The following is a 16,756-nucleotide window of genomic DNA, read 5'->3' on the forward strand; positions in this document are numbered from 1 at the left end:
GCCTAGGGCCACCAAGCCTTGCTGTAACGATACCGCATCGTCCCCTGCCCTGCTCCATAGTGTCGGCGCAGACCCTTGAGCGTTCTTTTAGAGTGCCTAGGCGTACTCTTCTGAGTGCGCCTAAGCTGCTTGAACTATTGGTTCGGCTTAGGGGTGAATTGGATATTCTCCGTCGTAGCAAATGATGTAGTTCATCACGAGAAACGGTTGGCGGTTCTCGTGCGGAGCACCATTGCCTACCGAAGATATTGCAGACGGGCTCATGCCGACTTCTGGCGTTGTTTGCGATACGAAGCTTTTTTGGCCTGTTCCAGGTACATGGCCGATATAGTTATCGGTTGCAGGAGTTTGCACATAAGCAGTAGGGCCTGCTGACGATGATCCACTGAACAAGGCATGGTTGTGAGGTGGAATTTGATTGCTAGTCAGGGTCGTGCTGTCCTCCCCGTACGTGGTACCGAAGTTGTGGTTGGTCAAGCCCGTACCCTGGCCGTAACAGGAAACGGCCCTACCTTGTAGATCTGGTACCTTGAAGTTGTTGTTGTTTATGCTTCCTCCGAACCGGTTACCCAATATGGCAAACAGTGCCTGATATTGGGAGATGTTCAATAGCTGACCATTGCACAGCAACCACCCGTCCGGTGCCCAATTCCAGGTTATGATCCGGATTTCTCCGATAAATGCATCATCCATGTCATTCTCCGTATTTATCTGAGCTTCTGCTTATTGGAAGTTTGGAAATAGGCCAGCTGTGCATATGATGTAGTTCATTGCAATTGTGGACATGCTGTTTTCATGACTCTGGCCTCCACCGTAAGCTGCCTCCAGAGCTGCATCTTTCATCGATGAGATGGTGAAAACAGCAGCGCTTTCTGGCATGTAGAAGCCCAGTGCAGGCTTGCCAAGCAGGGGGGTGCCCTGTGGGCTTGTCTGTGTGGCACTAGCCTTGGTTGCATTGACGATATGATTATGGGCGGGAAAACTTGCCGTGGTAATAGTGACAGTCTCAGCGCCTGCCGTCTGGCCGAGGGTGTAGTTGGTTATGGTTTGGGGGCCTTTGCCTATATGCAAAGGTAGTCTGCCGCGGAGGTCGGGTAATTTGAAGTTGGTTTTTCCGTCGCCACCGTAAATATTGCTGATCAGGGCGAACAGTACCTCATTGCCTGCAATGTTGAGTGTTGCTCCATTACACAGGGCCCAGTCGTTCGGGGCGTAGTCTCCGGCAAATAGGCGAATCTGACCCACATAAGCTTCCATGATAATTCCCTTTCTTTGATGGGCGTTGAATCGTTCGTGTTGGTTCAGAAGGGGCGCGGGGGGTAGAGGCCGACAGTTGCGATACAAAACTGCAGCGCAATAGACGGCTGCCGGTTTTCGTGTGGCTGCGAGCCTCCGGTTATTGCCATGCTGCCTGAGGCGAGAGCCTGTGGAGTGGAGTTGGCAGCGGCGTAGATAGCAGTCACTGCTTGGGACAACATATTGTTGGCCGGGTTATTGTTAGCCGGGGGAAGATCCACGGCATACATTCGATGGGTGTGTGGGGGGATATGGTTGGTCGTTAATGTGACACTTTCGAGCCCTGCTGCCAGCCCCATAGTATAGGCCGGTGCGGCGGTTGTGCCTTGATTGACGATCACCCTGCCGCGCAGATCGGGTATGCCGAAAGTGGTTTTGCCATCGCCGCCATAAACCGTGCCTAGCAGGCTAAAAAGTGCGGCATATTGGTTGATGTTCAGTACTTGACCATTGCACGGTAGCCATCCCTGAGGAGTTTGGTTAAATGCAAAAAGGGTAATTTCACCTACAAATGGATCCATGTTTTTTTCCTTGTGCAGGAAGCCTTCGTGCGCATTATTTATAAAGGGCTATGAACTGCCTTGCTTATGAAAAATATGCATAAAGGTTTCTTCGTATTGTTAATACTTTCCTTTTCATTAATGAGTCTGTTTTTGCAGACACCCTTTCACTGTAGTGCTGGCTGGAGATTTTACAAATGAGAGATGGCGATTCTCATGTAAAGGAGAGGGGCATCTGGGCTGGAGGGGGAGATGGTCGGATGGACGGAATTAGTGGGATGTGCTAAAAATATCTGCTTGATAGTTATTGCTTGGGATATTGGAGGGTGACGATGAATATTGTTAATGGGCAAGTGGCTGAAGATGTGAACTGCGAGGCGGATGCTATGCGTAAGCAGTGGAAGTCGCCGGTTGTCGAGGTGCATGAAGTCGAGGATCTGACAATGGCAGGCTCCACTAACACGAATGATGGTGTCGGTGGCTCTAGCTAAGTAGTTGTGGTTTTTACTGACGAGACGACTGGTCTTCTCGAAGGTTGGCTAGTGCTATCGGGGGGGCAGGAGGGCGTTACAATTTTCGCTCGTCTTGTTTTTTCCAGTGGAGCCGTAGTAGTCGATGAGGAGACAAGTTCGTCTTTGATGGCTATGGGAGCATATTTTTCGCTGCGGCCATATGTATAAAATGCCCAATTGCGATAAGTCGCAGTAGCTTGAAGTTTTTTTGGGTTTCACTGCTCTGGTCTGACGAAGAAAAAGCCTCTAACTGGTTCTGAATGAATGACATGTCGAGAAGGCTGCATGCCAGTGGTTGCTTTTGAAATAACTCGAGCTCGCGATAAAGTTCGTGCTGCTCTTTATTTATTTTGTATTTCCAGTCCGCCCCTTGTTTGCCTTTTGTGCGGGAGTTAATTGTTGCGGATGGCCAGTAGCGTTTTAATGCTCGTCTTAGTAGCCAACGATTAGTGCCGTTTTTATGGAATTGTTCTACTGGAATCGATTGGCAGTAGTTAATCAGGCGTATATCTGCGGTGGGGTCGCGTCCGTCAACTCCGCTAAGTGCTAGTCGCCCTTTACCATATTCTGCACTGTCTAGTCGGGTCAGTACCTTCTTGCGCCACTGCCTGCTTTCTTCTCGGCGCGTAGTCATGTTGGGGTAACGTCCTAGCTGGCTGCAATATTCCTGCAGTATTGGGTCTGCCAAAAGAGTGGGATTGATCCCTTGTGCGAGGGAAATGTTTCCCCTGATCCTTTGTATTGTTGGTTCAAGGAAACTCTGAAGTTTGCCGGGTAGAGAGGGGGCGAGCATCTTGTAGAGGGTATGCAGTCGTGCACGGTTACTGATGCCGCGCAGTTGAAAGTTAAGCTGTTGCAGTAAAACCGATATCTTGCGTTCTCGCAGAAGCGAGTTGAGTACATGGTCGCCATGGTAGCTGATGGTGAAGTTGCCCAAGTCGCCAACTAATAACGTGGTTGCTCCTTGTGTCGCTGAAATTCTGGCAATATGCATATCCCAGAGTAAATTCACTACATTCTTGGCTGGGCGATTATAGAGTCTGAACATTTTTTCCAGCATATCCACTATGCTGGCTTCGTCGGTTCTGACTAAATGATGGTGGATGTTGGGGAATAGGGCCGCAACCTGCGCTGCTAGGGGGCCCTCGTCCAATACTTGTCTGGAAGACGTTGGCAGCCCGGCAGGATTGGGCACGGATGTAAATGCATGCAGGCTTTGGCTTGTTTCTGCCAGTTGACGAGCCGCTATGCTGCTGATTGTGGCGCTATCGAACCCAGCGCTTAGTTGGCTGGCTATACCACCTGTTGAGCGGAGACGGCAGCGCACGGCCTCTTCGAGTTTTTCCACGAAAGCATCGACATAGTCATCATTGGATTTGAAATAAATACGCTCTTCTGTTGATGGTTCCCAGTAACGTCTGGAATGGTAGGTGCCGTCAGCATGAAGGAGCGCCCAATGGCCGGGCAACAGGCGTTTGATATTCGCAAAGTAACTGTGCTCTGAAGTATCTGGTAGCAGAAGCAATAGATCGCGTATCCGCTCTTCATCTGGGGCTGTCGCTACTTCGGGTAGTGCCAGCAATCCTGCTGGCATGGAAGCAAAGCCAAACCAGCCATTACCTTGGTGATAGAAAAGAGGGCGCTTGCCCATCTGGTCACGGGCGATAAAGAGGCTTTGCCGCTCTTTATCCCATATAGCGAAGGCAAAATCTCCTAGCAGATGATCGAGTAGTTGTTGCTCCCATTTCTCATAGGCAGTCAGTAATACATCGGCATCCGCCATGTGTTTCAAGCGGACAGAGGGGATGTTCAGTTTATGGCCGAGCTCTGCGCGATTATCCAAGCGGACATCAGCAACCAGCACAAATCTTCCATTGCCACCTTGTAGAGGTTGATGGTCGTGTTGATCTTCTGGCAGAAGCCTTGTAAGACGACTGCCCAGCGCTGCATGCAGTCCATCCCACATCCCTTGTGTGTGGCGGCCATAAGGCTCTAGAGCTGCGTGAACGATGCTGCAGCGCCTGGCGGCATTAGGGGTCTTGTCTAGCTGGATAAGCCCGCAAATAGCGCTCATTGTTTGTCCTTAACAATCTCAGAGATATCCAAGGCGTCGCATGACCTGACCGTGATCGTGCTCGATTTGCGCAACTTGTGCAGGTGTTAGCACCTCTTTCCAGCCTCCGGCCTTGCCTGAACGAAAGAAATGCCTACCTGGCGCCATAGTCTCTTTGAACCCGTTCTGTGTTTCCTGCTTTTTCAATTCGCTGAAGCGAGTGTTCAGGGCTGCTTGTTCGTAAATTTCGATTGTCTTGTCTAGCCCCGCGTGATGTGCGATACGCGCCCCCTGTTGGACTGGATCCGCAAGCATGTCTTCATAGCGCACCAGAAGTGGAGAGGGATGGGCCTGATCGAGCCAGCTTTCCACGTGTTGACTCCAGGTGAGAAGTGGTTGGCTTGTATTGGGTGTGAACTTCGTAGCGCTGTGACCTAGAGCTGAGTCGGGAGTGGCCATGCGTTTTATGGCGTAATCAACGGATTGTCCGAGGTGATGGGCAAAGGAGATGGCCACGTCACGTGGGTCACGCACGATATAGATACTGGAGTGGGTCAGCTCCGGAGGGAAAAGTGGCAGCCCTTCTGAATTACGTACCCAGGCATCGTGAACCTTGTGCAGGCTTACGCCCTTGACTAGGCGACTGTAGGTGGACATGGCCACAGGTCGTGCTGACAATATCTCTTCCTGTGTTAGATCTGCCGTAGCTATGCCGAGCAAGTCATCCAGAAAATAGCGAGACGAGGGTTGCGTTACGATATCCAACTTATTGATATCTATGGGGCGGCCATCTTGTTTGACACTACTCAGAAAGGCCCTTACCCAGGTATTGCCGGATTTGGGATAAGACGCCAGCCAGATAAAAGCACTCATGATGCGGCTACATGCTCAATCAGTTCGATAGTGCTATCTAGCTGCGAGAGGTCATCTGGGCGTTGCAGAACCATTACTGGAACGTTGCTGATCAATTGTCCCAGCTGCTTGAAATAGGTCTGTTCTGCGCCAAGCAGTCGTGACAAGCGTTGTCGATAAATATGTGTGCGAAGTTGTGCAAGTGCGCTGATTTTGTCTAGCGTTAATAGTTCGGCAGAAGCAATGTATTTTCTAGGGGCCAGAATAATAATGGTTTGTAGTCGGGTGGGAAGATTGTTGAAGTCTGAATTTGCTGGGTAGTGGAATTTCTGCAGGCCAGTCCTTGCCTTGCTGAGATTGTTGGTCTGAATGGTCAGCGCATCAGCAGCATCTTGCCATAACTTTATGCTTGGAAAGCCGGGCTGTACTTCAGTTCTGAGTGGATCTAGGACGCTAATGTCGTCGCACAGAAGCTGGTGGCCGCGTTTGATCAGTGCTGTGGCGGTGGTTGATTTCCCTGCGCCAGACTGTCCTACCAGAGTAATCGCAGCATCGCCTATCCTCACGGTGGCTCCATGTAAGGGTAAGGCCCGTCTTTGGTGGCAAATCAATCCTAGAGCTGGGCCCAGCAGGAAAGTCATGATCTCTCCCTGCGTGGTTTCATTGCCTGCTTCTATGATTATCTGTTGTCCTGCCGATACCAGAATTGACAATCTGCCGCTTATGCGTATGAGCGCTTTTCCATTGGAGTAAAGAGTCAAGAATGGGCTGGAAAATAAGACTGGCTGATCGATGGAGGGGATGGCCGCATGCGTAACATGAATATCCGGTGTGAGTTGAGGCAAGTTAAGTATACTCAACAGGGGAAGGGGACTATCTGAGCGTAGGTGCCATCCACATAGGGAATAATCAAACATGGCGTATCTTACAATCCATTGTTGTACTTGATGTTATTAAACAAGTGTGCAAGACACACTTATTCGTGGATTTCTATCAAGTGGTTCTCTGCCAGCATGGTAAGGACTTTGCAAACGTCCGCCTGTATGGTTTTCAGGTCAGCATCGTAGTCATTGGCCAAGGCGCTGCATAAGTCTAATAACAGTGGCTGGCTGTCGAGTCGATTCCAGATGTCCGTACTGATATCGTCGAAGGCAAAGTATTTGCCGGAATCAACCCCCAGTAGGACGATCTTGCCATCTATTTCTGATGCGAGCTGATCCAGTCGCTTGCTGACTCGTGCATTGAGTGAAAGCATGCTCGTATTTCCATCCTTAAAATACTTTACAAGATTATGATTTATATTGCGCTTATGGTGCATATATTGCTGGTTCTTGCACCAGTATAAAGTTCTATTTTCAACATGCAATCGCATGGAGTCCAATGATGTTGGGCGCTCCGTTACGCCAGCTGTTTCACAACGGCGCGGTTCTACTCTGGTGCCAGCGAACCGGCCATTGGTGACCCTAGAGCAGTGGTGGTGGGGATTGGCGTGGCTTGAGCAGCAGAGCGATTGATGAGGCTGCCTGTTCCTGGCATCGGCAGCGCAAGCACTGGTCTACGCTTCTACGTAGTTATACGCAATGGCTTCTGGGTAGTTCTGCGAATTCCGTCGGTTGGCGCATATCCGGATAGTGGTCAGGCTCCCTCGGAGTACCCACAAGAACAATGATCGCCGTCGCCCAAGAGGCTTCGGTAGGAGAGCTGCAATGACCCGAATTGCCGGCCATGCCGTCTGGTTCGCCGTCGCGTTGCTGGGCGCCTTCGCCCTCGGCACCGTTGCGCTGAGCCGTGGTGAATCCATCAATGCCTTATGGATCGTGGTTGCCGCCGTAGCGATCTACCTGGTCGCATACCGCTACTACAGCCTGTTCATCGCCAACAAGGTGATGGGGCTGGATCCCTCCCGCGCTACACCCGCTGTCGTCAACAACGACGGTCTCGATTACGTCCCCACCAACAAGCACATCCTCTTCGGTCACCACTTCGCCGCCATTGCTGGCGCAGGCCCGCTGGTGGGCCCGGTGCTGGCTGCACAGATGGGCTACCTGCCTGGCACCCTGTGGTTGATCGCTGGCGTGGTGCTGGCTGGTGCGGTGCAGGACTTCATGGTGCTGTTCCTGTCCACGCGTCGCAACGGTCGCTCGCTGGGCGACATGGTGCGTGAGGAAATGGGCCGGATTCCCGGTACCATCGCGCTGTTCGGTTGCTTCCTGATCATGATCATCATCCTCGCGGTGCTCTCGTTGATCGTGGTCAAGGCCCTGGCCGAAAGCCCGTGGGGTATGTTCACGGTGATGGCGACCATTCCCATCGCGGTGTTCATGGGCGTGTACATGCGCTACATCCGCCCGGGCCGTATCGGTGAAATTTCGCTGATCGGCGTGGTGCTGCTGCTTGGTTCGATCTGGCTCGGTGGCGTGGTCGCGGCCGATCCGTACTGGGGCCCGGCCTTCACCTTCACCGGCGTGCAGATCACCTGGATGCTGATCGGCTATGGCTTCGTCGCCGCCGTGCTGCCGGTGTGGCTGATCCTGGCGCCGCGCGATTACCTGTCGACCTTCCTCAAGATCGGTACCATCCTGGCCCTGGCGGTCGGTATCCTGATCACCATGCCGGAACTGAAGATGCCGGCGCTGACCCAGTTCATCGACGGTACCGGCCCGGTATGGAAGGGCGGCCTGTTTCCCTTCCTGTTCATCACCATCGCCTGTGGTGCGGTATCGGGCTTCCATGCACTGATCAGTTCTGGCACCACGCCCAAGCTGCTGGCCAACGAAGCCCACGCGCGCTACATCGGTTATGGCGGCATGCTGATGGAGTCGTTCGTCGCCATCATGGCCATGGTCGCCGCGTCGGTGATCGAACCGGGCATCTACTTCGCCATGAACAGCCCCGCTGCACTGGTCGGTAGCGACGTGCAATCGGTAGCCGCCACCGTCAGCAGCTGGGGTTTCATGATCACCCCCGAGCAGCTCGAGGCCACGGCCCGTGACATCGGCGAGCACAGCATCCTGGCCCGTGCCGGTGGTGCGCCGACGCTGGCCGTGGGGATCGCGCAGATCCTGCACAGCGTACTGCCGGGTGAGAACACCATGGCCTTCTGGTACCACTTCGCGATCCTCTTCGAAGCGCTGTTCATCCTCACCGCGGTGGACGCCGGTACCCGTGCCGGGCGTTTCATGCTGCAGGATCTGCTGGGCAATTTCGTCCCGGCGTTGAAGAAGACCGAGTCCTGGGCTGCCAACATGATCGCCACCGGTGGTTGCGTGGCGCTGTGGGGCTGGTTGCTGTATCAGGGCGTGGTCGATCCGCTGGGCGGCATCAACACCCTGTGGCCGCTGTTCGGCATCTCCAACCAGATGCTGGCGGGTATCGCGCTGATGCTCGGTTGCGTGGTGCTGATCAAGATGAAGCGCCAGCGCTACGTCTGGGTCACCCTGGTTCCGGCCGTATGGTTGCTGATTTGCACCACCACGGCCGGCCTGATCAAACTGTTCGACTCGAACCCGGCGGTTGGCTTCCTGGCCCTGGCCGACAAGTACAGTGCGGCGATTGCCAAGGGTGAGGTAATCGCCCCGGCCAAGGACATGGCGCAGATGCACCATGTACTGTTCAATGCCTACACCAACGCGACGCTGACCATACTGTTCCTGTTCGTGGTGATGAGCATTCTGTTCTACGCGATCAAGGTCGGCAGGGCAGCGCTGGCCAAGCCGGAACGCACCGACCGTGAGGCGCCGTATCAGTCGGCTGCCGAGCTGAGCTAAGGAGCACGTCATGTTCAACGACCTCGCCCGCATGGGCCGCTACCTGGGCCAGGCTGCCCGTATGCTGGTGGGCATGCCCGACTACGACACCTATGTCGAGCACATGGCCAACAAGCACCCGGATCAGCCGGTAATGAGCTACGAGGCGTTCTTCCGTGAACGCCAGGAAGCGCGTTATGGTGGCGGTAATGGACGGCCTGTGCGCTGTTGTTGAACCGCTGTCAGCTACCCACACGCCACGCTTGCCGTGGCGTGTTCATTTCTGGATGGCATGACAGGCTTGTCGCCATCTTTCGAGGATGTATCGAATGTCTCAACTGCCCATTCCCGTCACCGTGCTCACCGGCTTTCTCGGTGCCGGCAAGACCACGCTGCTGCGCCACATGCTCAAGGCCGAGCACGGCTTGCGCCTGGCGGTGATCGAGAACGAATTCAGCGCTACGCCCATCGATGGCCAACTGCTCGGCGATGAGCCGGTGAAGCTGGTCACCCTGGCCAACGGTTGCGTGTGCTGCTCGATCCACGTCGAGTTGGAAAAGGCGCTGTTTCTGTTGCTGGACAAACTCGACGCCGGCGAGCTGGCCTTCGACCGCCTGGTGATCGAGTGCACCGGTCTGGCTGACCCGGCGCCGGTGGCGCAGACCTTCTTCGCCACCGAAGAACTGGGGGCGCGCTACCGGCTCGATGGCATCGTCACCCTGGTCGATGCGGTCAACGCCGAGCGTCACCTGAGCGAGACCATCGCCCAGGCCCAGGTCGGTTTCGCCGACCTCATCCTGCTGAGCAAGACCGATCTGGCTGACGCGGCCAGCGTCGAGGCGCTGCGAGCCCGTTTGCAACGAATCAACCGGCGCGCGCCGGTTCAGGTGGTCGAGCATGGTCGTATCGATCTTGAATCACTGCTCGATCTGCGCGGTTTCGAACTCGATCCCACACCAGTGCGCGGCCTGACACTGCGCCCGCTGGCGCCCGCGACGAACACGCCGGATCGTATCCGTACGTTGGTGCTGGAGAGTGCCGAACCGGTCGATCTGGAGCGCCTGAGCGCCTTCATGGAAGGCTTGCTGGCACGTTTCGGCGATGCGCTGCTGCGCTACAAGGGCGTGCTCGCGGTGGCGAACGAGCCGCGTCGCCTGGTGTTCCAGGGCGTGCTGCGGCTGTATAGCTTCGACTGGGACAGCGAGTGGGCGCCGGACGAAACGCGCGAAAGCGTGCTGGTGTTCATCGGTGACGATCTGCCCGAGGACGAAATCCGTCAGGGGTTCGCCGAGGCACTCGGGCAGCGTTGATCAGGGTTTGTCGCCGAGGGCGGCAAGCTCGCGCTCCAGCAGGCTCTCGTCACCCAGGTTGAGCTCGACCAGGCGACGCAGATGGCTGATCGAATCCAGGTCGATATGACGGCAGACGAAGCCGAGATAGCCGGCCTGGGTTCGGGTCAGCAGGACTTCCATCTTCACCCGTGCCTCGTCGCCGAGCTGGATCTGCGCCTCGAACGGTTGATCCGGATCGGCGTTCCAATCCGCAGGCGTCTCTACCATCAGGCCCTTGAGCGAGAGGTCATGTAACACCGCCGACCAGCGCCGCTCGCCTTGCACGAGCACGGTGGGGGCGTCGAAGGCGATGCGCTGAAAACGCCGACGCTCGTTGGCTGTATCACTCATTCCCGAACTCCGATCTGCAGGTTTCCCCACACTATAGCCAAGGCGGCTGTCGGTGGTCTCGAATTGTGTCGAATGGCATGAACGGTAGCGCTGGTTGTTTGACAGCTGGGGTGACCTGACCAAAGCTCCTTATGCAGTTTCAATCAATCGATATTACGGGGCGATAGATATGAGCAAGCGAATGTTGGGCAGGGGTCTGATCTTTGGCGTCCTGAGCATGGCCAGCGTAGGGGCGTTCGCCGACGCGGCCGGGGGCAACGGCTGCGGCTGGGGCAACATGCTATTCGAAGGACAGCGCGGCATGGCTCCACATTTCCTCGCCACCACCACCAACGGCACCTTTGGCAACGCTACCTTCGGCATGACCTCCGGCACCAACGGTTGCGACACCAGCGGCGCGCTGGGCTACAACGGCCGCTCGATGCTGGCGATGAACGGCATGCTCGACTCCATCGCCGAAGACATGGCCATGGGCCAGGGGGAGGCGCTCGATGCCTACGCGACCTTGCTGGGCGTCGAAGCTCGGGATCGTGCGCATTTCGCCAAGGTCACCCATGACAACTTCGGCAGCATCTTCAGCCAAGCCGATGCCACCAGTGAGCAGGTACTGGCGGCAACCCTGGAGGTGATGAGTCGCGATACACAGCTGGCGCGTTACGTGAAACAGCCCGCGTAGGCACGTCCGCTTCGTGGTGCGCACGGCGCACCCTACGGCTTCGAGCAGATCCGGAGTTCAGTAGGGTGCGCCGTGCGCACCAGTCGTATCCATGCACTACAAGGAAATCGACCAGGCAAAAAGAAGCCCGCCAATTGGCGGGCTTCTTCGTTTCAGGCCGAACCTTAGTTGCCGTAAACCGGGAACTTGGCACACAGCGCTTTGACCTGCTCACGCACACGGCCTTCGACTTCGTCGTTGCCGATGTTGGCCAGCACTTCGCAGATCCAGCCCGCCAACTGACGGCACTCGTCTTCCTTGAAGCCGCGCGTGGTCACGGCCGGGGTGCCGATACGCAGGCCGGAGGTGACGAACGGCGAACGCGGGTCGTTCGGTACGCTGTTCTTGTTCACGGTGATGAAGGCGCGGCCCAGGGCGGCGTCGGCATCTTTACCGGTGATGTCTTGCTTGATCAGCGAGAGCAGGAACAGGTGGTTCTGGGTACCGCCGGAAACCACGTCGTAGCCGTTGTCGATGAACACTTTGGCCATGACCTGAGCGTTCTTCACCACTTGCTGCTGGTAAGCCTTGAACTCGGGCTGCAGGGCTTCCTTGAAGCACACGGCCTTGGCGGCGATGACGTGCTCCAGCGGGCCGCCTTGTGCGCCTGGGAAGACCGCGGAGTTGAGCTTCTTCTCGATCTCTTCGTTCTTCTTCGCCAGGATCAGGCCGCCGCGCGGACCGCGCAGGGTCTTGTGGGTGGTGGTGGTGACCACGTCGGCGAACGGTACCGGGTTCGGGTAAACGCCAGCAGCAACTAGGCCGGCCACGTGAGCCATGTCGACGAACAGGTAGGCACCGACCTTGTCGGCGATGGCGCGGAAGCGGGCGAAGTCCAGCACCTGCGAGTAGGCGCTGAAACCGGCAACGATCATCTTCGGCTTGTGCTCGACGGCCAGGCGCTCGACTTCGTCGTAGTCGATCAGGCCGGCATCGGTGATGCCGTACTGCACGGCGTTGTACAGCTTGCCGGAGGAGGAAACGCTGGCGCCGTGGGTCAGGTGACCGCCGTGAGCCAGGCTCATGCCGAGGATGGTGTCACCAGCGCTGAGCAGAGCCAGGTAGACAGCTGCGTTGGCTTGCGAGCCAGCGTGCGGCTGAACGTTGGCGTAGTCGGCACCGAACAGCTCCTTGGCGCGGTCGATGGCCAGTTGCTCGACCACGTCGACGTACTCGCAACCACCGTAGTAGCGCTTGCCCGGATAACCCTCGGCGTACTTGTTGGTCAGCACGCTGCCCTGGGCTTCCATTACCGCCGGGCTGGTGTAGTTTTCCGAGGCGATCAGCTCGATGTGTTCTTCCTGGCGTTGGGCTTCCTGCTCCATGGCAGCAAACAATTCGGCGTCATAACGAGCAAGGTTCAAATCACGGCTGAACATGGCAATCCCCTGAAAACCAGTTGGGCGGAATAAAGAGGGGGCGGATTCTACCGCAAAGGTCGCAATCAGGCATATGAAGGTCGGTCATGAGGCTGACAAATGGCCTTCATCTAGCTGTATGCCTGATTAGTCCAGGGTTGCTGCGTGTCGTCCGGCAATGTAGCCAAATGTCATGGCCGGCCCCAGGTTGATCCCGCCGGACGGGTAATGACCGCCCAGTGGGCTGGCCATGTCGGTGCCTGCGGCATAAAGACCGATAATTGCTTGGCCGCCATCGTCCAGCACGCGGGCATGGCCGTCTGTACGCAGCCCGGCAAAGGTGCCGAAGCAGCCCGGTTGTACCTTCACCGCGTAGAACGGGCCGTGCTCGATGGGCGCGACGCAGGGGTTCGGGCCCTTGTGGTTGGCGTCGCCGCTGCGGCGGTTGAACGGTGTGCTGCCGCGCCCGAACTGCGGGTCTTCGCCCTGGCGTGCATGACGGTTGAACTCGGTGACGGTAAGGGCAAGGCCCGCCGGGTCGATGCCGCAGACCGCGGCCAGCTCTTCCAGCGTGTTGCCGCGCTTCAGGTAGCCGTTACGGATATGCGGCCACAGCGGCACTGGTGCCGGGCGCGCGAAGCCCAGGCCATAGCGACGCTGGAAGCGGTGGTCGCAGATCAGCCAGGAGCAGGCCTCCTGATCCTCGGGAATGGCCTTGAGCATGGCGTCGACATAGTCGTAGTAGCCGCCGGCTTCGTTGACGAAGCGCTGGCCGTTTTGCAGCACGCCGATGATGCCGGGCTTGCCGCGGTCGATGATATGCGGGAAGTGGCCGACGCTGCCGTCAGGGTAGGGCACCTTCGATACAGGCGCCCAGGCCACGGGGGAGCGCAGGTCGTCAGCGACCCGGCCACCCGCTGTTTCGCCCAGGCGCAGGCCGTCACCTGAACAAGACGCGGGCGGCAGGGCGAGGTTGTCGTGACCGCTGGCATCACGCGGGAACATCGCCTTGCGTCGCAGCGGGTCGTTGGGGAAGCCGCCAGCGGCCAGCACCACGGCTTTGGCGCGGATGGTCAGCTCCTTGCCGGCGTGCTGCACCACGGCACCGCGCACGATGCCGTCCTCGACGATCAGGCGCTGCGCTGGCGTGGATTCCATCAGTTGTACGCCAAGATCCTGCGCCGAGCGGGCCAGGCGTGCGATCAGTGCCACGCCGTTGACCAGATGCATGGCGCGGCCATAGCGGGCCAGGTGGTAAAGGTGTGTGGTGAAACGGCGGATCACATGCAGCAACGCCTTGGGCGAGCGCGTCATGTTGAGGAAGGCGGCGAGATCCGCCCCCGCCATGATCGGCATGCCCATGAAGGAGGTTTCGCGCATGGTCTTGCGCAGTCGCGGCAGCAGGTCGAGCACTTCGTGACCGTCGTACGGGGCGGCGATCACCTGGTGGCCTCCGGTTGCAGCTCCGGGCGTATCGCCGTGCATGTCGGGGATGCCATTGCCGTCGACGAACTGCAGCGCTGTGTGCTGCTCGAAGAACGCCACCATGTCCGGGCAGTTTTCCAGGAAGGCATCGATCAGTTCGGGACGGTAGTGCTCACCCAGCTCGTTGCGCAGGTAGGTACGCGGCTGTTCGAGGTCTTCCACGATGCCGGCGCGTTTGGCCAGCGGATTGCGCGGGACCCACATCCAGCCGCCGGACCAGGCGGTGGCTCCGCCCAGTACGGGTTCTTTCTCTACCAGGATCACCCGTCGACCCAGGTGGGCGGCGCTGACGGCGGCGGCCAGCCCGGCAGCGCCGGAGCCCACCACCAGCAGGTCGCAGTCGAGGTCGGTGTGAGGCATGGCAGTGTCTCCGAGTACTTTTAATTTATTGGAACTTGGTTCCAGATTTTATTGATAAGTTGGCTGAAGGCCAAGCGGGAAAAAACTCGGATGCTTGGATGTCGTGCGTTTAGCGGTCAGTCGGCACTGATCGGCGGCTGCCAGCGCCGTATCTCGGCCGTCGACCGAGATACGGTGTGGGTGAGGCGACCTCAGGTGCGAAAGCGGCCGATCTGCATCTGCAACTCGCCACCCAGCCTGGCCAGCTCGGCGCTGGACAGTGCGGTCTGTTCGGTGGCACTGGCACTCTGTTCGCTGATGCCGCGTACATTGTCCAGGCTGCGATTGATCTCCATCGCGACCGCGCTCTGCTGCTCCGCGGCACTGGCGATCTGCTGGTTCATCTGTTCGATGAGCGCCACCGCCTGGTTGATCTGGCCCAGCGTCTGGCCGGCGACTTCGACGCCTGCCACGGCGCTCTGGCTCAATTGCTGGCTGGCCTGAGTTTGCGCCACGGCCTGCTGCACGCGTTGTTGCAGACGCTCGATCAGCGCTTCGATTTCGCTGGTGGAATCCTGGGTTCGGCGTGCCAGCCCACGGACTTCGTCGGCCACCACGGCAAAGCCACGGCCCTGCTCACCCGCTCGTGCGGCTTCGATGGCGGCGTTCAGCGCGAGCAGATTAGTCTGTTCGGCTACCGACTTGATCACGTCGAGGACGCTGCCGATGCGTTGGCTTTCCTTGTGCACCTGATCGACGGTCTCTTCGGTGCGCATCACTTCCTTGGCCAGGTGTTCGATCTGTCCGATCACTTCGCGCACCAGGCGGTCACCGTCGCGTGCCTGTCGCTCGGCTTGCTGCGCTGCTTGCGATGCCTGTTCGGCGTCGCCGGCCACCTGTTGCACGCTGCCGACCATCTGCTGCATGGCGCAGGCGGTCTGGCTGGACTCCTGGCTTTGCTCCTTCACGCCTGCACGGGTCTGCTCGCTGACCGCTGAAAGTTCTTCGGCCGCTGCGGCGATCTGGCTGGCGCTGCCACCGATCTGGCCGATCAGCTCACGCAGGCTGTCGCGCATTTCCTGCAGGGCGGCCAGGAGCAAGCCGACTTCATCGCGACGCAGTGGCAGGCGTGCGCCATTGAGATCTCCGGAGGCAACCTGCTGGGCCAACTGCAGACAGTCGCGCAGCGGCGTGACGATCATCCGGCGGATCAGCCAGCTGGCCAGGAAACCCAGCAACAGGGCGATCACGGTCAGCAGGGCCAGGCCTTGCAGCGACCGTTCGTTCTGCTGGTGCATGTCCGTCTGTTGCTGGCGCAGCAGCTCCTCGCCTTGCAGCAGCATACGCTGCGCCAATTCGGCGAGTTCGATGCCGCTCTGTTGCTCGGCCTCCAGGCTACGGCGGTAGTAATTGAACGACTCGCGGTAGCTATCCAGCGCCCGTAGCGCTTCGTCGAGCGATGCCTGCTGCAGTGAGGGCAACTGGGATCGAAGTTGTTGCGCGGTTGCCGTCATGGCATCGAGGCGTTCCTGCCAGAGGCTGGCCTGCTCGGCTGTGCCGTACTGAATGAACTGGCTTTCCGCCAGACGCAGGCGCAACAGATCACGGGCCAACTGGTTGGCGGTCTCCGCCTGGGTGACGCTGTCGTCGGAGCGATTCTCGCCCTCGAACAACTGGTCGCGGATCGAATTCAGTTGATCCTGGGCGACCATTTCGAACTGGATCAAGGCTTCCTCGGCACGTATCGCCATGCCGGTCTGGGTGGAGGCAGCCTTCGCTTGGGTCTGCCGCAGATGCTCGAAGCGCTGCAGGTAGGCGTCGTTGCCGCTGCGCAGAGTATCCAGTTGCTCGCGGCCATCCGCGAGGCGATCCAACTGCTCGGCAATGATGGCGTGCTGAGCCGTGACCTTGTTATGCAGGCCGGTCTGCGGCGCGAGCAGGTGATCCTTTTCCAGCAGGCGCAGTTGCAGGATCTGCTGTTGCAACAGGGTGACCTGACTGGAGTGCTCGGCGTGCCGGAGGATATCGCTGGCTGTGCGCCAACCGCCCAGGGCGACCGCCAGGGTCAGCAGCATGACCAGGGAAAAGCCCAGCAGGAGCTTGTGGCCGACCTTGAGGTCGGCAGTGCGTTCGATAATCCAGCGCATGGTGGTAATTCCTCGAACCGGTTGCACGTGAGAAGAACGCCAAAGGCGTCGGCCCAGGACGGCACCTAGGG

General features: G+C 58.0%; 16 protein-coding genes. 5 read left to right on the plus strand and 11 right to left on the minus strand.

Annotation, left to right across the window (positions count from 1 at the left end; genetic code table 11):
* Nucleotides 1-147 precede the first annotated feature (147 nt).
* Genes C7A17_RS15240 through C7A17_RS15250 form a run of 3 tightly spaced genes read right to left on the minus strand, consistent with a single transcriptional unit; the run spans nucleotide 148 to nucleotide 1,817 of the window.
* On the minus strand, nucleotides 148-693 hold the full coding sequence (locus C7A17_RS15240; RefSeq protein WP_106738808.1) for a phage tail protein: 546 nt from the start codon (nucleotides 691-693) through the stop codon (nucleotides 148-150).
* A 30-nt stretch (nucleotides 694-723) separates the two neighbouring features.
* Nucleotides 724-1,257 (minus strand): phage tail protein, encoded by a 534-nt coding sequence (locus C7A17_RS15245; RefSeq protein WP_106738809.1) that lies wholly within the window; start codon nucleotides 1,255-1,257, stop codon nucleotides 724-726.
* A 44-nt stretch (nucleotides 1,258-1,301) separates the two neighbouring features.
* Entirely contained in the window at nucleotides 1,302-1,817 is a 516-nt protein-coding gene (locus tag C7A17_RS15250) for a phage tail protein (RefSeq protein ID WP_106738810.1), read from the minus strand.
* 311 nt (nucleotides 1,818-2,128) lie between these two features.
* On the opposite strand from C7A17_RS15250, the gene C7A17_RS26785 reads away from it, so the two are divergent.
* Entirely contained in the window at nucleotides 2,129-2,287 is a 159-nt protein-coding gene (locus C7A17_RS26785; RefSeq protein ID WP_158704668.1) for a hypothetical protein, read from the plus strand.
* A gap of 151 nt (nucleotides 2,288-2,438) precedes the next feature.
* Here the strand turns inward: C7A17_RS26785 and C7A17_RS15255 are convergent, their stop codons facing one another.
* The 4 genes from C7A17_RS15255 to C7A17_RS15270 all read right to left on the minus strand — a co-directional run bounded on the left by C7A17_RS15255 (nucleotide 2,439) and on the right by C7A17_RS15270 (nucleotide 6,468).
* On the minus strand, nucleotides 2,439-4,382 hold the full coding sequence (locus C7A17_RS15255; protein WP_106738811.1) for an asparagine synthetase B family protein: 1,944 nt from the start codon (nucleotides 4,380-4,382) through the stop codon (nucleotides 2,439-2,441).
* A gap of 18 nt (nucleotides 4,383-4,400) precedes the next feature.
* Nucleotides 4,401-5,234: a sulfotransferase domain-containing protein gene (locus tag C7A17_RS15260; protein ID WP_106738812.1), complete on the minus strand. Its 834-nt coding sequence runs from the start codon at nucleotides 5,232-5,234 to the stop codon at nucleotides 4,401-4,403.
* On the minus strand, nucleotides 5,231-5,854 hold the full coding sequence (locus tag C7A17_RS15265; protein WP_158704669.1) for a phosphoenolpyruvate carboxykinase (ATP): 624 nt from the start codon (nucleotides 5,852-5,854) through the stop codon (nucleotides 5,231-5,233). Before C7A17_RS15265 ends, C7A17_RS15260 begins: the two co-directional genes overlap by 4 nt.
* Nucleotides 5,855-6,189: 335 nt before the next feature.
* A complete protein-coding gene (locus C7A17_RS15270) occupies nucleotides 6,190-6,468 on the minus strand; it encodes a PqqD family protein (protein ID WP_158704670.1) in 279 nt (92 codons plus the stop codon).
* Between the two features lie 451 nt (nucleotides 6,469-6,919).
* Between C7A17_RS15270 and C7A17_RS15275 the strand changes: the two genes are divergently transcribed.
* From C7A17_RS15275 to yjiA, 3 genes are all read left to right on the plus strand, one after another.
* Nucleotides 6,920-8,980: a carbon starvation CstA family protein gene (locus tag C7A17_RS15275; protein ID WP_106738815.1), complete on the plus strand. Its 2,061-nt coding sequence runs from the start codon at nucleotides 6,920-6,922 to the stop codon at nucleotides 8,978-8,980.
* Between the two features lie 10 nt (nucleotides 8,981-8,990).
* The gene (locus C7A17_RS15280) at nucleotides 8,991-9,194 is read left to right on the plus strand and encodes a YbdD/YjiX family protein (protein ID WP_106738816.1); all 204 of its coding nucleotides are present in this window, start codon (nucleotides 8,991-8,993) and stop codon (nucleotides 9,192-9,194) included.
* 94 nt (nucleotides 9,195-9,288) lie between these two features.
* On the plus strand, nucleotides 9,289-10,269 hold the full coding sequence (gene yjiA, locus C7A17_RS15285) for a GTPase (protein ID WP_106738817.1): 981 nt from the start codon (nucleotides 9,289-9,291) through the stop codon (nucleotides 10,267-10,269).
* On the opposite strand, the gene C7A17_RS15290 is transcribed toward yjiA, so the two are convergent.
* Nucleotides 10,270-10,641: a PilZ domain-containing protein gene (locus tag C7A17_RS15290; protein ID WP_106738818.1), complete on the minus strand. Its 372-nt coding sequence runs from the start codon at nucleotides 10,639-10,641 to the stop codon at nucleotides 10,270-10,272.
* Nucleotides 10,642-10,810: 169 nt separating this feature from the next.
* Between C7A17_RS15290 and C7A17_RS15295 the strand changes: the two genes are divergently transcribed.
* Nucleotides 10,811-11,317: a DUF3015 domain-containing protein gene (locus C7A17_RS15295; RefSeq protein ID WP_106738819.1), complete on the plus strand. Its 507-nt coding sequence runs from the start codon at nucleotides 10,811-10,813 to the stop codon at nucleotides 11,315-11,317.
* Nucleotides 11,318-11,481: 164 nt separating this feature from the next.
* Here the strand turns inward: C7A17_RS15295 and glyA are convergent, their stop codons facing one another.
* From glyA to C7A17_RS15310, 3 genes are all read right to left on the minus strand, one after another.
* On the minus strand, nucleotides 11,482-12,735 hold the full coding sequence (gene glyA, locus C7A17_RS15300; protein WP_106738820.1) for a serine hydroxymethyltransferase: 1,254 nt from the start codon (nucleotides 12,733-12,735) through the stop codon (nucleotides 11,482-11,484).
* Between the two features lie 126 nt (nucleotides 12,736-12,861).
* Nucleotides 12,862-14,559, minus strand: a complete 1,698-nt coding sequence (locus C7A17_RS15305) for an FAD-dependent oxidoreductase (RefSeq protein ID WP_106738821.1) — start codon at nucleotides 14,557-14,559, stop codon at nucleotides 12,862-12,864.
* A gap of 191 nt (nucleotides 14,560-14,750) precedes the next feature.
* Nucleotides 14,751-16,685 carry a methyl-accepting chemotaxis protein gene (locus C7A17_RS15310; RefSeq protein WP_106738822.1) on the minus strand — a complete coding sequence of 645 codons (1,935 nt, stop codon included), beginning with the start codon at nucleotides 16,683-16,685 and terminating at the stop codon, nucleotides 14,751-14,753.
* Between the last annotated feature and the right edge of the window lie 71 nt (nucleotides 16,686-16,756).

The sequence above is a fragment of the Pseudomonas mendocina genome, assembly GCF_003008615.1.
Classification (GTDB): domain Bacteria; phylum Pseudomonadota; class Gammaproteobacteria; order Pseudomonadales; family Pseudomonadaceae; genus Aquipseudomonas; species Aquipseudomonas mendocina_C.